Here is a 19,807-nt window from a genome sequence, read left to right as displayed (position 1 = left end):
CCTTCCACCTATTTACTGAGCCACTCGGTCCCGCTGCAGGGCCTGCCCGTCATGCCACCAGGCCGCCAGGCTGAACACATCCGGCACCTTGAGGATGCTGAAGTGGTTGCCCGGCCCCTGCCACAGCGCCAATTGCGGCATCAGTTGCTGCCAGCCGGCCTGCATCGCCGCCTGTTCCCGCGCATTACCGGCCGCGTCCAGGCTCGGGTCATCGACCAGCACCAGGCCCACCGGCCCGCTGTACCCCTGCGCCGGCCGGTAGCAGGTGCGCAGCGCCGTGGCAAAGGTGCGTACGGTGCCTTCCAGGGCCCTGGGCGCAGAGCGCGCCGGCATCAACCCGGCCCGCACCATGGCCCCGTGCAACTGGCGCAATTGCTCGTCATCGCTGGCTTGGGCAAATGCCAGGGGCTCGATACCCAAGGCCTTGCCGGTCGACAGCTGCAGCGAGTCGATCAGGCGCTGCAGCGCTTCACCAAAGGTGTAGGGCTGGCCGCAGGTAGCGCCGCCACCCGGCGCTTCGCTGTCGATCAGGGTCAACGAACGCACCTGGCGCCCCTTTGCCTCGAAACGGGCCGCCAGGGCATGCGCGACCCAACCGCCAAACGAGTGGCCCACCAGGTTCAGCGGCCCTTGCGGGTACAGCGCCTCGATGGCCTGCAGGTGGCAGTCGGCTGCGGCCTCCACCGCGGCATGCGGCACCGAGCAGCCGTCCAGGCCACGGGCCTGCAGCCCATACAGCGGCCAGTCCGGCCCCAGCGCTTCGGCCAGCCCGATGAAACTGGTAACGCTGTCACCCGCACCCGGCACGCAGAACAGCGGCGCATGGCCGTGCTGCCCAGTCTGGATCGCCACCAGCGGCTGATAAGCCACAGCCTGTTCAGCCGGGCGAGCCGTTGCGCTGGCGAGCGCCTGCGCAATGGCCGCACCGACCGCGGCCACCTGCGGGGCCTGCATCATGCTGCGGTGGTCACCGGGCACGGCGATCTCGACCAGCGCCTGGGTCGGCAGCGCTTCGCGCCAACCCAGGCTTGCCAGGCCCTCGCTGCCCTGCTCGGCCCGGAACAGATGCACCGGCACACTCAGCGGTGCCAGGCGGTACTGGGCCATGGCATGGCCGTGCGCCAGTTCGCGGGTGAAGTAATGGCGCAACTGCTCATCGCTCATGCTCGACCACAGGCCATACAGCAGGTGGTGTTCACGGCAGCTGGCCAGCAGCGTGGCGAAATCGGCCTGCGCGGCCTCCAGGCGCTGCAGTTGCGCCAGGCGTGCTTCGCCCGCCTCGCCCTGCGAGCGCCAGAAGGTGCTGCAGTTGAGCAGCAACTGCCGCTCCAGCGCCCGCGGCCCTTGCCAGCGCGCCTTGCCCTGGTCGGCCAGCCGCGGCACATAGGTATCGATCAGGCCGAGGAACTCGACGACCTCATCCTCGCCCAGCAACTGGTTGGCCATTTCAAAGGCCACCACGCCACCGAACGACCAGCCCGCCAGGCGGTAAGGCCCCTGTGGCTGCACCTTGCGCAACTGTTCGATCTGGTAGCGGGCCAGGCATTCCAGGGTGCGCGGTTGGGGTTCGCCGCAAGGCACACCCGGCAGGCCGTACACCGGGTAATCACCCGGCAGGTGCTGGCCGAGCACCGGGAAGTAGAAGTCCAGGCCGGTGAATTCGTGCACCAGGAACACTGCGGGTTGCGTACCTGCGGACCTGACCCGGATAACGGTTGGCGCCTGGCGGGCACCGCCGGCTTCCAGATGACGGGCCAGCGACGCCACACTTGGCTGCTGGAACACGTCATTGATAGCGGCCCGCAGGCCTGCCTTGGTGAGCTTGTCGATCAAGCGGATAGCCGCCAGCGAGTGCCCGCCCAGTTCAAAGAAGTTGTCGTGGCGCCCTACCCGTTCCACGCCCAGCAGTTCGGCCCAGATCGCGGCCAGCAGGGTTTCGGTTTCGCCTTCCGGGGCCTCGAACGGGCGGTCCTGGATGGCATCGGGCTGCGGCAATGCTTTGCGGTCGAGCTTGCCGTTGGGGCTCAGTGGCAGGGTTTCGAGGTGCATGAACAGCGCGGGCACCATGAATTCCGGCAGGTGCTTGAGCAGTGCTGTGCGCAGGGTTTCTACCGTTTGCGGCTCGCCGGTGTAGTAGGCGATCAGGCGTTGATCGCGGGCCACCACTACGGCTTCCTTGATACCCGCCATGGCGGTCAGGCCGGCCTGGATTTCCCCCAGTTCGATGCGCAGGCCGCGGATTTTCACCTGGTCGTCGTTACGGCCCAGGTATTCGATGTTGCCGTCCGCAAGGTGTCGCGCCAGGTCGCCGGTGCGATACAGACGCGCACCAGGCCGGGTGCTGAACGGATCGTCGATGAAGCGTTCGGCGGTCAGTTCGGCACGGTTCAGGTAGCCACGGGCAACCTGCACGCCACCAATGAACAGCTCGCCCGCCACGCCCTGCGGCACCGGCTGGCCTTGGCTGTCCAGCACGTACAGCGTGGTGTTGGCGATTGGCTTGCCGATTGGGGTGTTGTCCGGCGCGGTGACGCAGTGCCAGGCACTCACATCCACGGCGGCTTCGGTCGGACCGTAAAGGTTGTGCAGTTCCACGGTTGGAAGCTGAGTGTGGAATCGCCGTACCAAGCTGCCCGGCAACGCCTCGCCGCTGCACAGCACGCGTTTGAGGCGATCTGCCGAAGCGTCGCCGTGCGCGAGGAACACGTCCAGCATCGACGGCACGAAGTGCAAGGTGGTGACGCCTTCGCTGCGAATCACCTGGCGCAGATACTCCGGATCACGATGCCCGCCTGGGCGGGCCATGACCAGGCGCGCGCCGGTTTGCAGCGGCCAGAGGAATTCCCACACCGACACGTCGAAGCTGAACGGCGTTTTCTGCAGCACCACGTCATCGGCGCCAAGGCCGTAGGCCTCCTGCATCCACAACAGGCGGTTGACCACCCCGGCGTGCTCGTTCATCACGCCTTTGGGCAGGCCGGTCGAGCCCGAGGTATAGATCACATAGGCCAGATGATGTGGCGTCAGCGCAGCCACAACCGGGTTGCTGGCAGGTTGTGCATGCCAGGTCGGCTGATCCAGGTCGATCACCAGCCCGGATTCCGGCACATGGCGAGTCGCGGCATGCACCAGCACCGCTACCGGCGCGCTGTCGCTCAGCATGTGGCGCACACGTTCGGCCGGGTAATCAGGATCGACCGGCACATAGGCACCACCGGCCTTGAGGATGGCCAGCAGCCCCACCACCATCGACAGCCCACGTTCGACGCAGATAGCTACGCGATCGTCCGGTCTCACCCCAAGATCGATCAGATGGTGCGCCAGACGGTTAGCCTGCTCGTTGAGCTGGCGATAGCTCAACACGCCCTCTTCAGCCCGCACAGCCACGGCATCCGGTGTGCGCTCGACCTGCGCCTCGATCAGGCCATGCAAGGTCTGCTCAAGGTCGTAATCCACCACCGTGTCATTGAACGCCAGCAACAACTGTTTGCGCTCATCCGCATCCGGCAGCCCGGTGTGCGCTGGAATAGCCCCCGCACCTTCGGCAAAAGTCCACAGCAACTGCTCCAGGTACCCCGCGTAACGCGCGATGGTCGAACGATCAAACAGCGCGGTGGCGTAGACAATGCCCCCGGCAAAGCCGTCCGCCCCTTCGCCCATGCTCAGGCTCAGGTCGAACTTGGCGATCCGCGCCTGGCCGCCGAGCGCGGTCACTGCCAACTCGCCCAGCTGCAGCGCCTGGCGGTCCGGGCTACCTTCCCAGTCCAGCGACACCTGGTACACCGGTGTATGGGCCAGGCTGCGCTGAGGCCGCAGGGCCTCGACCACCTGTTCGAAAGGCAGGTCCTGATGCGCCTGGGCGGCCACTACGGTCGCCTTGACCCGTGCCAGCAGCGTGGCAACGTCCGGCGCGCCAGTGGTATCCACGCGCACGGCGATGGAGTTGACGAACATGCCGATCAGCCCGTCCACCTCCGCCTGCCGGCGGTTGGCCAGTGGCGAACCCACCACCACCTCGTCCTGCCCCGCCAGCCGCGCCAGCAACACCGCCCAGGCCGCCATGAACAGCATGTACGGGGTTACCCCCTGGTCCCGGCACAGCGCCTTGAGCTCGACACTCAAACGTGGGTCCAGGCAGATCGCGACGCTGTCACCGGTGTAGTCCTGACGTTCAGGCCGTGGCCGGTCACACGGCAAGCTGATCAACGTTGGCGCGCCGGCCAGGTGGGCGGCCCAGTATTCGGCCTGGCGCTGCAAAGCATCGCCACCCAGCCAGCGGCGCTGCCACAGGGCATAGTCCAGGTACTGCACCGGCAGCGCTGGCAATGGGTCCGCACGATCCTGGCTGAAGGCTTGGTACAGTTCGCCCAGCTCGCGTACCAGCACACCCAGCGACCAGCCGTCGGCCACCAGGTGGTGCAGGGTCAGCAGCAGTACATGGTGGCCCTGCGCCAGGTGCAGCAAGCGCCCACGGATCGGCAGGTCCTGGTCCAGGGTGAAGGGTCGACTCGCCTCCTGCTCGATCAATGCAGCCAGCGCCGCCGCCTCAAGGCCGGGGGCTGGTACCCTGGCAAGGCTGAAAGCCTCGGTCGCCAGGACTACCTGCGGCTCGCCATCCTGCTCTACAAAATGGCTGCGCAGGCTCTCATGGCGCTCGACCAGGCGCTGCAGCGCCCGTTCCAGTGCATTTGCGTCCAGCGCCCCTTCAAGGCGCAGGCCGATAGGGATGTGATACGCCGCACTGCCAGGTGCCATCTGCGCCAGGAACCACAAACGCTGCTGAGCGAACGACAGCGGCATGCGGCCCACACGCAGGCTCGGCTGGATGGCGGGTAACACCTGCGCGGGTTGGCTGGCCAGGCTCGCCGCGACCGCCGCCAGGCGGTCATCGGCAAACAGGTCGGCCAACGCCAGTTCCAGGCCCAAGCGCTGACGCACCTGGGCCAGCATGCGCATGGCCAGCAGCGAGTGGCCGCCCAGCTCGAAGAAGCGGTCGTTGCGCCCGACGTGTTCGACCTGCAGCAACTCGCCCCATACCTGCGCCAACACCAGCTCGTGCTGGCCTTGCGGCGCCTCGTAGGCCGCCGCCGCGAAGTCCTGCGGCCCCGGCAGCGGCAATGCCTTGCGTTCGACCTTGCCGTTGTTGCTCAGGGGCATCCGCTGCAGGGCGACAAAGGCCGCCGGCACCATGTATTCAGGCAGGCGCCCACGCAGGTAGTTGCGCAGCCCGTTTGCATCAAGCGCCTCATCAAGGCGGGTGAACCAGGCCACCAGGCGCAACGGCCCCTGCTCACCGGGCACGGCCATCACGATGACGTCGCCGATACCCGGGCACTGTGCCAACTGCTGCTGGATTTCCCCCAGTTCGATACGGAAACCGCGGATCTTCACCTGGTCGTCATTGCGCCCCAGGCACTCCAGCTGGCCATCGGCCTGCCAGCGCACCAGGTCGCCGGTGCGGTACAGCCTGGCACCGGGCTGCTGGCTGAACGGGTCATCGACAAAGCGTTCGGCGGTCAGCTCAGGCCGGTTGAGGTAGCCCAGGGCCACGCCATCGCCGCCGATGTACAGCTCACCTACCACCCCCAGCGGTACCAACTGGCGCTGGGTGTCCAGCACGTAGACCTGGGTATTGCCGATGGGTTGCCCGATCGGCACCTGCGTGGCGCTGGCGGGCAGCGTGCGCACCTCAAAGGTGACCGCGAAGGTGGTGGTTTCGGTGGGCCCGTAGCCGTTGATCAGGCGCAGCGCCGGCGCACGCTCGCGCAGGGCCCGGAAGGCCGCAGGCTCGGCGCGCTCGCCACCGCTGATGAGGATGCGCAGCCGCGCCAACGCGTCGGGCAGCAGTTGCACATACTGGTTGAACAGCGCCGTGGTCAGAAACAGCACGCTGATGCCGTCCTCTGCCAGCGCAGCGGCAAAGCGCTGAGGGTCCACCAGCGTCGGGTGATCGATCACCCGCACCTGGCCGCCGTTGAGCAGCGCGCCCCAGACTTCCAGGGTGCTGGCGTCGAAAGCCGGGTTGGAGGCGAAGGCGATGCGGTCCTGCGCCGTGAAGTCGGCGTAGCCATTGACCATCACCAGGCGCACGATGCCCCGGTGCGGCACGCACACCCCTTTGGGCATGCCGGTGGTGCCCGAGGTGTACATCACGTAGGCGCTGCTGCCGGCGCCCTGGGGCAGGCCCGGGTTGTGCCCAGGCTGGCTGTCGAGCGCCAACTGATCCAGGTCCAGGCGCCGCACCGGGAAGTCTGTAGCCACGTCGGCCAGCGTCAGCAGCGCCACGGCCTGGCAGTCATCGACCATGAACGCCTGGCGTTCCACAGGCGCATGGATATCCAACGGCACATACACCGCCGCGCACTTGAGCACCGCCAGTTGCGCCACCAGCAGCGGCAGCGAGCGTGGCAGCAGGATCGCCACGCAGGCACCGGGCTGCACGCCCTCGGCGATCAGGTAATGGGCCAGGCGGTTGGCCCGGGCATTGAGCTCGCCATAGGTCAGCGCCTGCTGGCCATGCACCGCCGCCAGCGCCAATGGGTGGCGGGCGACGCGTTGTTCGAACAGGCGTTGCACGCACTGTTCGCGCGGGTAATCGCGGCGGGTTTCATTGAACGCGTGCAGCTGGGTGTGACGCTCCTGCTCGTCGATCAGCTCGACATGCGCCAGGGTTGCCTGGTCATTGCCGACCATCGCCCAGAGCAGGGTTTCAAAGTAACCGAGGTAACGGCGCACGGTAGGTTCATCGAACAGCGCCGTCGCGTACTCCAGGCTGCCGGCCAACAGCTCGCCGTGCTCGCCCAGGTTCAGCGTAAGGTCGAACTTGGCCACCTGCCCGGTCTGGCCCACGGCCTCAAGCTGCAGGCCCTGGAGTTCAAGGGCCGGGCCATGGGTGGCCTGCCAGTTGAGGGTCGCCTGGAACAACGGCGTGTGGGCCAGGCTGCGGGCGGGCCGGACGATCTCGACCACCTGTTCGAACGGCAGGTCCTGATGTGCCTGGGCGTCGAGCACGCGGGTGCGGGCCTGCTCCAGCAATGCTTGCGCAGTCGGCGCCGCTTGGGTGTCGATGCGGATGGCCAGGGTATTGACGAACAACCCCGCCAGCGCTTCCACCTCAGCCCGGCTGCGCCCCGCCACCGGGCAGCCGATCACCACTTCGGTTTGCCCAGAAAGCCGTGCCAGCAGCGCCGCCCACGCGCCCAGTACAGTCATGTAAAGGGTGACGCCGTGGCGTTGCGCCAAGGTGCGCAGGCCGGCGGCCAAGCGCAGGTCAATTTCCAGCGGCAGGCTCGCCCCGGCAAAGTCCTGGCGTTCCGGGCGCGGCCGGTCGCTGGGCAGCTTGAGCAGGGTTGGTGCGCCGTCCAGCGCCTGGCGCCAGTAGTCGGCCTGGCGTTGCAACTGTGCACCGGCCAGCCAGCGACGCTGCCACACCGCGTAGTCGCCATACTGGATGGTCAAGGGCGGCAGTGGGTCTGGCTGGCCTTGGCACATGGCGGGGTACAACGCGCTCAGTTCCTGGGTCAGCACACCGAGCGACCAGCCGTCGGCGACGATGTGGTGCACAGTCAGTGCCAGCACATGGTGTTCGGCGCCCAGGCGCAGCAGGCGTGCCCGCAGCAGCGGGCCATGGGCCAGGTCAAAGGGCGCGCTGGCCTCTTCACGTAACCGGGCGGGCAACGCATCGTAGCTTGATGCTTCGCGCTGGAACCACTCGCCGCCGGCGGTGGCAGCGATGATCACCTCGGCACTGTCGTCACGCGGCACGAAGCGGCTGCGCAGGGTTTCATGGCGCTCGACGATGCGCAGCAGCGCACACTCCAGCGCATCGGCATCCAGCGGCCCGCGCAGGCCCAGGGCCAGCGGGACGTTGTAGGCCTGGTTGCCGCCTTCCATCTGCGCCATGAACCACAGCCGCTGCTGGGCGAACGACATGGGCAGCGGTTGTTCGCGTGGCACCGGCAGTATCACCGGCAGTTCACTGCGACCGGCCGTTGCCAGTACGGCCGCCACCGCCGCCAGTTCGGCATTGGCGAACAGCTCGGCCAAGCTCAGCTCGACGCCCAGGCGCAGGCGCACCTGCGAGACCATGCGCATGGCCAGCAGCGAATGGCCGCCGAGGGTGAAGAAGTGGTCATGCCGGCCAACCCGCTCGACCTGCAGCAGCTCGGCCCAAAGCTGCGCCAGGGCGTTTTCGAGTTCGCCCTGGGGGGCTTCGTAACCCTGTTCGAACAGTGCCGAACGTTCAGGCTTGGGCAGCGCGCGACGGTCCAGTTTGCCGTTGGCGGTCAAGGGCAAGGCCGCCAGCTCGACGAACGCCACCGGCACCATGTACTCCGGCAGGTGCACCTGCAACTGGGCGCGCAGGCTTTCAGGGGTTGCCGCCTCGACATCGGCCTGTGGCGTGAAATAGGCGACCAGGCGCGGCTGGCCGGGTTGGTCTTCGCGGGCCAGCACCACGGCTTCGTTGATGCCCGGCAAGGTGGCCAGGCGGTTCTCGATTTCACCGAGTTCGATACGCACGCCGCGGATCTTCACCTGGTCATCGTTGCGCCCCAGATAGTCCAGGGTGCCATCGGCCAGCCAGCGCACCAGGTCGCCGGTGCGGTACATGCGCGCGCCTGGCGTGGCCGCAAAAGGGTCTTCCAGGAAGCGTTCAGCGGTCAGTTCAGGGCGGTTCAGGTAACCGCGTGCAACCCCGGCACCGCCGATGTACAGCTCCCCTGGCACGCCCAGCGCCACAGGCTGGCGGTGTTCGTCGAGCACGTACAGGCGGGCGTTGTCCACTGGCCGGCCGATGTGCAGCACCCCGCCCGCCTCGACCACGCCGGAGCTGGCCACCACCGTGGTTTCGGTGGGGCCGTAGTTGTTGACCACGGCAAAGCGCTGGGTGCGGTTGAACTGGCGCAAGCGGTCGCCACCGATCAGCAACGTGCGCAAGGTCGGGTGCTCTACCTGGTGGCTGAAGGCATATTCGGCCACCGGCGTGGGCAGGAAGCTCACGTCCAGCGGCTGCTCGCGCCACCAGGCGAGCATCGCATCAAGTTCTTCGGTGCCATCGGCGGCCGGGGCCAGGTGCAGCGTGGCGCCGGCACACAAGGCGGGCCAGACCTCCCACGCCATGGCGTCGAAGCCGAAGCCTGCCAGGCACGAGGTATGCCGGCCATGGCAAAGGTCGAAGGCGCGGCAGTGCCAGTCGACCAGATTGTTGACGGTCTGGTGCTCGACCATCACGCCTTTGGGCTGGCCAGTCGAGCCGGAGGTGTAGATCACATAGGCCAGGTTATGCGCGCTGAGCGCTGGCACCGCCGGGTTGTCTTCACGTGCCGCCCAGGCCGGCGGGTCGAGCAGCACTACCGGAACATCCAGGCTCCCCAGCCGCGCGCGCAGGGCCTGCTGGGCAAGCACCACCACGGGTGCGCTGTCGGTGAGCAGGTACTGCACCCGCTCATCCGGGTGGGCCGGGTCGATCGGCACATAGCCGGCACCGGCCTTGAGCACGGCCAGCAGGCCCACAAGGGTCTCCAGGCCACGGCGGGCGACCACCGCAACGCGGTCATCGGCGCGTACGCCAAGGCTGATCAAGTGATGGGCCAAGGCATTGGCCTGGCGGTTGAGGCTGGCATACGTCAGCGCTTCGCCCGCATGGGTGGCGGCGATGGCGTTCGGGTGTGCCTGCGCCTGGCGTTCGATGCGCTGGTGCAAGGCAAGGTCGGTTTCATGGCTGGCGGCGTAGTCATTGAACCCTTGCAGCAGTTCGTGACGCTCGCTGGCCGGCAGCATGTCCAGCGCCAGTACCTGCGCTGCGGGCGCCTGCAACAGGCTTTCCAGCGTTTGCTGCAGATAGGCGCAGACCCGTTGCGCCGGCACTTCGGCGCTGGCCAGTAACGTCAGGCGCAAGGCTTCGCCCAGGTCATCGACGCTGAGCGTCAGCGGGTAGTTGGTGGCCTCGGCCGATTCGACGACATCGATACCGGCCAGTGCCGCACGACGCGGTGCGCTGGCCGCGACCGCGCTGTGCCGGTAATTGAGCAGTGCATTGAACAGCGGCGCGGGGGCCGCCACGCCGCTGCAGCGCTGGGCCAGCGCCAGGGGGGCGTGTTCATGGCGCATCAGGGCGCTGAGGCGCTGATGGGTGGCGCGCAGCGCGGTGGGCAGGTCGACGTTGGCCAGGTCCACCCGTAGCGGCAGCGTATTGATGAAGATGCCCAGTGCCCGGTCGGTGGCTTCGGCGCCCTGCAGGCGGCCCATCAGCACCGTGCCGAAAACCACCTGTGCACGCCCGGTCAGGCCGCCCAACACCCGGCCCCAGGCCAGGTGGAACAGGCTGGCGACACTGACGCCCTGCCCCCGGGCATAGGCCCGCAGGCGTAGGCACAGGTCCAGCGGCAGGTCGAGGGTGTGCTCGTTGTGCACGGCGCCATCGCCCTGCACGTCCTGAATGCCATAGGCCAGGGTCGACTCATCGATGCCGCCGAGCATCTCGCGGAAAAACGCCTCATGCTGCGCTTCGCTGATGCCCAGCACTGCCTGCGCGACATAATTGCGAAACGGCACCGGGGTGCCCAGGTGCTGCTGGTCGCCGGTGAGGAAGGCGATCAGCTCGTGGCGGACCACGTCCAAGGCACTGTGGTCCATGGCGATATGGTGGAACTGCAGCGTGGCGCTCAGGCTGCCATCGGCCTGGGCCGGCTCGCGCAACAGGCGGATCAAGGGAGCCTGGGTCAGGTCGAGCCGGTTACGCTGCGGAGCATCCTCGGGCAGCGCCAGAACCTTCAGTTCGGCCGCGCGCCACACCACTTGCACGGGGGTCTCCAGGCCTTGCCAGTGCACCGAGGTGCGCAGGATGTCGTGGCGCGCAACCACGCCGCGCAGGGCGTCGGCGAACGCCTGCAAGCGCGCTTCGCTGGCGAACACGAAGCGCGCCTGCATCACGTAGGGGTCATGGTCGGTGGCACTGGCGTGGTGGAACAGCATGCCCTGCTGCAGCGGTGCCAGCGGGTAGATGTCCTGCACGTTGGCAGCGCCACCTGGGATGCAGGCGACGACCCGGTCGAGGCTGGCCTGGTCGAGCTCGATCAGGTTCAACAATTGCGGGGTAATGCGTGTGCAACCTGGTTCGATCAGGTTGGCCGGCACGTTCACTGCACCTTGCTTCACGGCCACGTACTCGCCGCGCTCGATCATCGCCACCAGGGCCGGTTTGTGCTCGCGAAGGCGCGCCACCAAAGCGGCGTCGGTCAAGGCCTGACGGTTGCCCTGAACCACCAGCTGGCCATCCTTGAGTGCCAGTTGCACGTTGTTGGCCGTCAGTGTTGCCAAGAGTTGGTTGATGCTCACAGGACGATCTCCATTCTGTCTGTGATGGCTGCATAGCCGGCCAGTGTGGGTTGGTCGAACAGGGCGCGCACGTCGGCCTCCAGGCCTTGTTCGCGCAGGCGCGAGGTGAGGGTCACCGCCAGCAGCGAATGGCCGCCCAGTTCAAAGAAGTTGTCGTGGCGCCCTACCCGCTCCACGCCCAGCAGTTCGGCCCAGATCGCGGCCAGCAGGGTTTCGGTTTCGCCTTCCGGGGCCTCGAACGGGCGGTCCTGAATGGCATCGGGCTGCGGCAGGGCCTTGCGGTCGAGCTTGCCGTTGGGGCTCAGCGGCAATGCTTCGAGGTGCATGAACAGCGCGGGCACCATGAATTCCGGCAGGTGCTTGAGCAGTGCGGCGCGCAGCATTTCTACCGCTTGCGGCTCGCCGGTGTAATAGGCGATCAGGCGTTGATCGCGGGCTACCACCACGGCTTCCTTGATACCCGCGATGGCGGTCAGGCCGGCCTGGATTTCCCCCAGTTCGATGCGCAGGCCGCGGATTTTCACCTGGTCGTCGTTGCGGCCCAGGTATTCGATGTTGCCGTCCGCAAGGTGTCGCGCCAGGTCGCCGGTGCGGTATAGACGTGCACCGGGCCGGGTGCTAAACGGGTCGTCGATGAAGCGTTCGGCGGTCAGTTCGGCACGGTTCAGGTAGCCACGGGCAACCTGTACGCCACCAATGAACAGCTCGCCCGCCACGCCCTGCGGCACCGGCTGGCCTTGGCCGTCCAGTACGTACAACGTGGTGTTGGCGATTGGCTTGCCGATCGGGGTGTTGTCCGGCGCGGTGACGCAGTGCCAGGCACTCACATCCACGGCGGCTTCGGTCGGCCCGTAAAGGTTGTGCAGTTCGACCGTGGGCAATTGGGCGTGGAATCGCCGTACCAGACTGCCCGGCAATGCTTCGCCGCTGCACAGCACACGCTTGAGGCGATCTGCCGAAGCGTCGCCATGCGCGAGGAACGCGTCCAGCATCGACGGCACGAAGTGCAAGGTGGTGACGCCCTCGCTGCGAATCACCTGGCGCAGGTACTCCGGATCACGATGGCCGCCCGGGCGGGCCATGACCAGGCGCGCGCCGGTTTGCAGCGGCCAGAGGAATTCCCACACCGACACGTCGAAGCTGAACGGCGTTTTCTGCAGCACCACGTCGTCGGCGCCAAGGCCGTAGGCCTCCTGCATCCACAACAGGCGGTTGACCACCCCGGCGTGCTCGTTCATCACGCCTTTGGGCAGGCCGGTCGAGCCCGAGGTATAGATCACATAGGCCAGATGATGTGGCGTCAGCGCAGCCACAACCGGGTTGCTGGCAGGTTGTGCATGCCAGGTCGGCTGATCCAGGTCGATCACCAGCCCAGATTCCGGCACATGGCGAGTCGCCGCATGCACCAGCACCGCTACCGGCGTGCTGTCACTCAGCATGTGGCGCACACGTTCGGCCGGGTAATCCGGATCGACCGGCACATAGGCACCACCGGCTTTGAGAATGGCGAGCAGCCCCACCACCATCGACAACCCACGTTCGACGCAGATAGCCACGCGATCGTCTGGTCTCACCCCAAGATCAATCAGATGGTGCGCCAGGCGGTTAGCCTGCTCGTTGAGCTGGCGATAGCTCAATACACCCTCTTCAGCCCGCACGGCCACGGCATCCGGCGTGCGCTCGACCTGCGCCTCGATCAGGCCATGCAAGGTCTGCGCAAGGTTGTAGTCCTCCGCGGTGTCGTTGAAGTCCACCAGCACACGCTGACGTTCCTCGGCCTCCAGCACCGGCAAGCGCTGCAACGGCAGCTCAGGTTCGTGCTCCAGCGCCGCGACCATAGCCTCGAGCACCTGGTTCATCTGCCCGCAGATCCGCGCCGCACCTATGTCCGCAGGCGTCATGGCCACCAGACGGAAGCCGTCGCCCAGGTCATCCACGTTGAGGCCCAGCGGATAGTTGCTGCGCTCCTGGCTTTGCAGGTTGTCGATACCCTCGGTCGCCTTGCGCTGGCTGGCACTGACCTGGGTGCTGTGGCGGTAGTTGAGCATTGCGCTGAACAGCGGCAACGGTGCCGCCACGCCGCTGCAGCGTTGGGCCAACGCCAGAGAAGCATGCTCGTGGGCCAGCAGCGCGCTGAGGCGCTGGTGGGCCGCCTGCGCCCCTTCACGCAGGCCGGTGCCGGCCAGGTCGATGCGCAGCGGCAAAGTGTTGATGAACATACCCAGCGCCCGCTCGGCACCCTCGCCGCCCTGCAAGCGGCCAAGCAGCACGGTGCCGAACACCACGCTGTCCTTGCCGCTGGCGGCCGCGAGCAACCGCGCCCAGGCCAGGTGGAACAGGCTGGCGACACTGATACCCAGTTGCCGCCCTTGTTGGCGCAGGCGCTGGGCCAGGTCGTCATGCAGCCACAGCTGCGCCTCCTCGATATCACGGCCATCGCCTTGCACGTCGCTCAGGCCGAACGGCAGGGTCGGCTCGTCGATATCGCCCAGCTGCGAGCGGAAGAACGCCTCGTGCTCGGCCTGGCTGACCCCCAGGCGGGCCTGGGTCACGTAGTTGCGGTAAGGCACCGGCGCGTGAGCAGGTTCCGGGTTGCCCTGCAGGTAGCCGATCAGCTCTTCGCCGACCACTTCCATGGCGGTGTGGTCGAGGACGATGTGGTGGAACTGCAGGGTGGCTTCGATGGCCTGTTCGGTCTGGGTGTAGAACAGACGGATAAGCGGGGCCTGGCTCAGGTCGAGGCTGTGACTGCCCTCACCTTCGAAGATGCCCAGCGATGCACGGCGCCAGACCACTTGCACAGGCTGCGGCAGGCCTTCCCAGAGTACGGCCGTGCGCAGCACGTCGTGGCGGGCGATGACAGTGTTCAACGCCGCAGCGAAGTTGGCCAGGTGCTCGCGGCTGGCGAAAGCGAACCGCGATTGCAGCACGTAGGGGTCGTGCTCCGCTGCACTCAAGTGATGGTAGAGGATGCCTTCCTGCAGCGGCGCCAGCGGGTAGATGTCCTGCACGTTCGCAGCCCCGCCCGGCACGCTGGCGACGATCCGCTCGATGGCGTGCGGCTGCAACGCCACCAGCGGCAGCATGGCCGGGGTGATGTGGGTGCAGCCCGCGGGGATCAGGTTGTCCGGCACTTCCACCAGCCGTGCCTGGCCCAGGGTCGCCGCCAAAGCGGCGATGGTCGGCTGGCCGAACAACGTGCGTACGTCGACCTGCAGGCCTTCACGGCGCAGGCGCGCGGTGAGGTTCACCGCCAGCAGCGAATGCCCGCCCAGTTCGAAGAAGTTGTCATGACGGCCGACCTGCGCCACGCCCAGCATCTCGGCCCAGACGTTGGCAAGCGCAGTTTCCACGGTGCCTTGCGGGGCAACATAGGCCTGCCCGCAGAGCAGTTCTGGGGCCGGGTCTGGCAAGGCCTTGCGGTCGAGCTTGCCATGGGGGGTCAGTGGCAAGGCATCCAGATGGATAAACGCCAGCGGCACCAAGTGCGACGGCAGGCTGGCCTGCAGCGCCTCCCGCAGTGCCTCCAGCGGCGCCGCGCCGGTGAACCAGGCCAGCAAGCGCTCGTTACGCACCAGCACCACCGCATCCTGGATGCCCGGCTGCGCTGCCAGTACGGCTTCAATTTCGCCAAGCTCCACGCGCACGCCGCGGATCTTCACCTGGTCGTCATTGCGCCCCAGGTAGTCGAGGGTGCCATCGGCGTTCCAGCGCACCAGGTCACCACTGCGGTACATCCGCGCCTGGGCCTGGGCACTGAACGGGTCGACGAGGAAACGCTCGGCGGTGAGTTCGGGCCGGTTCAGGTAACCCCGGGCGACACCCGCACCGCCGATGTACAGCTCGCCGACCGCACCCACCGGTACCGGCTGACGATGCGCGTCCAGCACATAGACGCAGGTGTTGGCGATCGGCAGGCCGATATGCAGGGCGCCACCCGGCTGCAGCTGGCCGGAAGTGGCGACCACGGTCGCCTCGGTCGGGCCATAGTTGTTGACCAGGGCAAAGCCTGGGTCACGGTCGAACTGGCGCAGGCGATCGCCGCCGACCAGCAGGGTACGCAGGGTCGGGTGCTGGCGTTGGCGGCGCAGCGCCTGCTCGGCCACCGGCGTGGGCAGGAAGCTGACCTGCAACGGTTGCTCCAGCCACCAGTCGAGCAGTTCGTCGACGTGTTCACCGGCGATGCGCGCAGGCGGCAGGTGCAGCACCGCCCCGCTGCACAGCGCCGGCCAGACTTCCCAGGCCACGGCGTCGAAACCGAAACCGGCCACGGTGCTGGTGTGGCTGCCCGCGCCGAGGTCGAAGGCTTCACAGTGCCAGTGCAGCAGATTGGCCAGCGTGCCGTGCTCGACCATCACCCCTTTGGGCTGGCCGGTGGAGCCGGAGGTATAGATCACATAGGCCAGCTGCTGGTCGTCCAGACCCGCGACTTGCGGGTTGATGTCCGTTTCGCCCTGCCAGTCATCGCGGTCCAGCTCGACCCGTGGGCTATCGCCGAGCACGCCCAGCGTGCTGGCGTCGGCCAGCACCAGCGCCGGGGCGCTGTCCTGCAGCAGGTAGGCAATGCGCTCGGCCGGGTAACCAGGGTCCACCGGCACATAGGCAGCACCCGCCTTGAGCACCGCCAGCAGGCCGACCAGGCGTTCGAGGCTGCGCGGCAGGCACAGGGCAACCCGGTCGCCCAGTTGCACGCCGCGGCGGATCAGGTGGTGGGCCAGGCGGTTGGCGCTGCGGTTCAACTCTCCGTAACTCAGCACCTGGCCATCCTGCACCAGGGCCGCTGCTTGCGGCGCACGGGCGGCCCAGGCTTCCACCAGGGCATGCACGGTCTGCCCCTGCGGGTAGGCGCGGGCGGTGGCGTTGAAGCTGTGCAGCAGCTGTTGGCGTTCAGGTGCGTCGAGAATCGGGAGTGCGTCCACGGGGGTGCTGTCGGCGTGTGCCAGCGCATCGCTCAACTGCGCCAACGCCTGGCTCATCCACTGGGCGACACGCCCGGCACCGATGCCCTGCTGGGCGAGCACGCTCAAGGTGAAGCCGTCGCCCAGGTCGTCGACGCTGAGGGTCAGCGGGTAGTTGCTGCGCTCTTCGCCGCCCAGCAGGCGCACGCCCTGCACGCTGGCATCGCCTTCGGCAGGTGCAGCGGCACTGCTGTGGCGGTAGTTGAACAAGGCACTGAACAACGCTAAGCCAGGTGCCACGCCGCTGCAGCGCTGGGCCAATGCCAGCGAGGCGTGTTCATGGCCGAGCAGTGCCGACAGGCGCTGGTGGGTAACCCGTACGGCCTGCAGCGCAGGCGCGGCAAGGTCGATACGCAGCGGCAGGGTATTGATGAACACACCCAGCGCACGGTCGGCGCCTTCACCGCCCTGCAGGCGGCCCATCAGCACGGTGCCGAACACCACGTCGCTGCGGTTGGCCAGCACCCCGAGCACCCGCGCCCAGGCCAGGTGCGCCAGGCTTGCGGCGCTTACGCCCAGGCGCCGGGCCTGCTCGCGCAGCTGCCGGGCCACCGCTGCATCGACGGGTAATTGTGCCTCTTCGATGGCGCGGCCATCGCCTTGCACATCGGCCAGGCCGAACGGCAGGGTCGGTTCGTCAAGGTCGCCGAGCATGTCGCGGAAGAACGTTTCGTGCCCGGCATCATCCGCCCCCAGGCGGGCCTGGGCGACGTAGGTGCGGTAAGGCACCGGTGCGGCCAGGTGCCCGGCGTTACCCGCCAGCAATGCCTGCATTTCGCCGGCGATCACTTCCATGGCGGTGTGGTCGAGGGCCAGGTGGTGGAACTGCAGGATGGCCACCACGCGCTGGTTTGCCGGGTCGTCGGCATGCACCAGGCGCATCAGCGGTGCCCGCGCCAGGTCAATGCGCTGGTGGCGGGCGTCGAAACGGGCCTGCAAGGCATCGATCGGCGAAGCGCCGGCCAGGTCGGTGATTGCCGTCACCTCCATGCGTGCTGCTCGCCAGACCACCTGCACCGGTTGCTCCAGCCCCTCGGTCAGCACCGACGTGCGCAGGATGTCATGGCGGTCGATGACCTGCTGCAGCGCCCCGGCCCAGGCCTGCAGGCGGGCCAGGCTGTCGAAGGCCAGGCGCGATTGCAGCAGGTACGGGTCGCCCTGCTCGGCGCTCAGGTGGTGATAGAGAATGCCCTCCTGCAGCGGCGCCAGCGGGTAGATCTCCTGCACGTTGGCAGCGCCGCCCGGGACGCTGGCGACGATCCGGTCGATGCTGGCCTGGTCGAGCTCGACCAGGCTGAGCATGGCCGGTGTGATCCGCTCGGCACCCTCGGGCACGCGGTTGGCGGGCACTTGCACTTCGCGGCCACTGCCCACCGCTGCAGCCAGGGCGGCCAGTGTGGGCTGGGCGAACAGCACACGCACATCGGCGCTGAGGCCGGCCTTGCGCATGCGCTCGATCAGGATAACGGCCAGCAGCGAGTGGCCACCCAGTTCGAAGAAGTGATCATGGCGGCCTACTTGTTCGACCTTGAGCAGCTCTGCCCAGATCGCCGCGAGGCTGCGCTCCACCTGGCCCTGCGGCGCCTCGAAGGCACGGCTGAGCAGCGCCTCGTTGCCTGGCAGCGGCAGCGCGCGGCGGTCGAGTTTGCCGTTGGCGGTCAGCGGCAGTTCAGCCACGTGCACATAGGCTGCTGGCAGCATGTAGTCGGGCAATTGGCCTTGCAGCTTGCCGTGCAGCTCGGCGATGGCCGGGGCTGCGCCGTTTGCCGTGAAGTAAGCGACCAGGCGCTTGTCGCCCGGCGTGTCCTCGCGCAGCACCACGGCCGTGTCGCGAACGCCGGTGCAGTTGGCCAGGCTGGCCTCGATCTCGCCCAGCTCGATGCGAAAGCCGCGCAGCTTGATCTGCTGGTCGGCGCGGCCCAGGTAGCGCAGGGTACCGTCGGCCTGCCAGCTCACCAGGTCGCCGCTGCGGTACATGCGTGCGCCTGCCTCGGGGCTGAACGGGTCGTCCAGGAAGCGCTCGGCAGTCAATGCCGGTTGGCCCAGGTAACCGAGGGCGACGCCGTCGCCGCCGATGTAGAGTTCGCCCACGGCACCGACCGGCAGCGGCTGCTGGCGGGCGTCGAGCACATAGCAGCGGCCGTTGCCGATCGGCTGGCCAATGGGGATGCTGCCCTCGCCGACTTCGGTGATCTCGTGGGTGGTACTGAACGTGGTGGCTTCGGTCGGGCCGTAGCCGTTCAGCAGGTGGGCCGGTGCACCTTCACGCAGCACCCTGGCGATCACAGCCGGGTCCAGCACATCACCGCCCACCATCAGGTAACGCAGCTTGGCCAGCGCCGGCAGCAGGTCGCCGGCAAACTGGTGGAACAGCCCGGCAGTCAGCCACAGCACGCTCACGCCCTGCTCCAGCAACGCATCACGCAAGGCTTCGCGTGACAGCACCTGATGCTGGTCGATGACCACCACGCGCCCCCCGTTGAGCAACGGCGCCCAGACCTCCAGCGTACTGGCATCAAACGCGGGGTTGGAGGCAAAGGCAACCCGGTCCTGGTTGTTGAACGCGGCAAAACCGTTGTTGATCACCAGGCGCACGATGGCCCGGTGCGGCACTTGCACGCCTTTTGGCGTACCGGTGGAGCCTGAGGTGTACATGATGTACGCCGCGCTGTTGGCGTTCACCGCCAGCCCTGGCGACTGGGCGGGGTAGCCTGCAAGGTCGAGCTGGTCCAGCTCGACCCGCTGGGCCTGGCCCAGTTGCGGCTCGTCGCTGAGGGTCAACAGCACCTGCGCCTGGCTGTCGGCAACCATGAACGCCTGGCGCTCGACCGGCGCATTGCTGTCCAGCGGTACATAGACCGCCGCGCATTTGCTGGCGGCCAGTTGCGCCGCCAACAGGTCGACGCTGCGTGGCAGCAGCAGTGCGATGCGATCACCCGGGCGCACGCCAAGGGCCAGCAGGTGATGCGCCAGGCGGTTGGCGCGTTGATCAAGCTGCTGGTAGCTGACCTGCTGCTCGCCGTGCACCACCGCCACGGCGTCCGGGCTGAGCGCCGCATGGGCACCGAACAGGGTGTGCACGGCATGCTCGTGGGGGTAGTCACGGCGCGTGGCGTTGAAGCCATGCAGTACCAACTCGCGTTCGCCAGGCGCCAGGCAGCTGACCCGCTGCAGGGCGGTGGCCGGTGCCTGCTCCAGGGTATGCGCCAATTGCTCGAGGGCCGTGCCCAGCAGGCGGCACACCTGCGCCCCGTCCACTTGCGCCAGCGCTTGTACCGTGACAACGAAGCCATCGCCCAGGTCGTCGACGTTGACCACCAACGGGTAATTGCTTCGTTCATGGGCCGCCAGTTGCTCGATGCCTTGCCAGGCGTCGCGCAATTCGGCCTTGGCCGGTGCACTGTGGCGGAAGTTGAGCAGGCTGGTGAACAGCGGCTGGGTGGCCGGGACGCCGCTGCAGCGTTGGGCGACGGCCAGCGAGGCTTGCTCGTGGGCAAGCAGCCGCGCCAGGC

General features: G+C 67.5%; 2 protein-coding genes (1 of these 2 only partly in view). Both read right to left on the bottom strand.

Features of this window, described 5'->3' with window-relative positions:
* Window positions 1-12: 12 nt before the first annotated feature.
* Window positions 13-11,337, bottom strand: coding sequence for an amino acid adenylation domain-containing protein (locus tag ABEH27_RS09135; RefSeq protein WP_346613264.1), 11,325 nt, complete (start codon window positions 11,335-11,337; stop codon window positions 13-15).
* Window positions 11,334-19,807, bottom strand: the 3' end of a protein-coding gene (locus ABEH27_RS09130; RefSeq protein ID WP_346613263.1) for a non-ribosomal peptide synthase/polyketide synthase. It continues 13,873 nt past the right edge of the window; the window shows 8,474 of its 22,347 coding nt (coding positions 13,874-22,347); its start codon lies beyond the right edge, outside the window — the gene reads right to left on this strand; its stop codon occupies window positions 11,334-11,336. The genes ABEH27_RS09135 and ABEH27_RS09130 overlap by 4 nt, the downstream gene beginning before the upstream one ends.

Origin of the sequence: Pseudomonas sp. P39-UII1, from assembly GCF_039672635.1 — a bacterium.
Lineage (GTDB): Bacteria > Pseudomonadota > Gammaproteobacteria > Pseudomonadales > Pseudomonadaceae > Aquipseudomonas.
The sequence above is the reverse complement of the archived record's forward strand: the minus strand, read 5'-3'. Positions and strand labels throughout refer to the sequence as shown.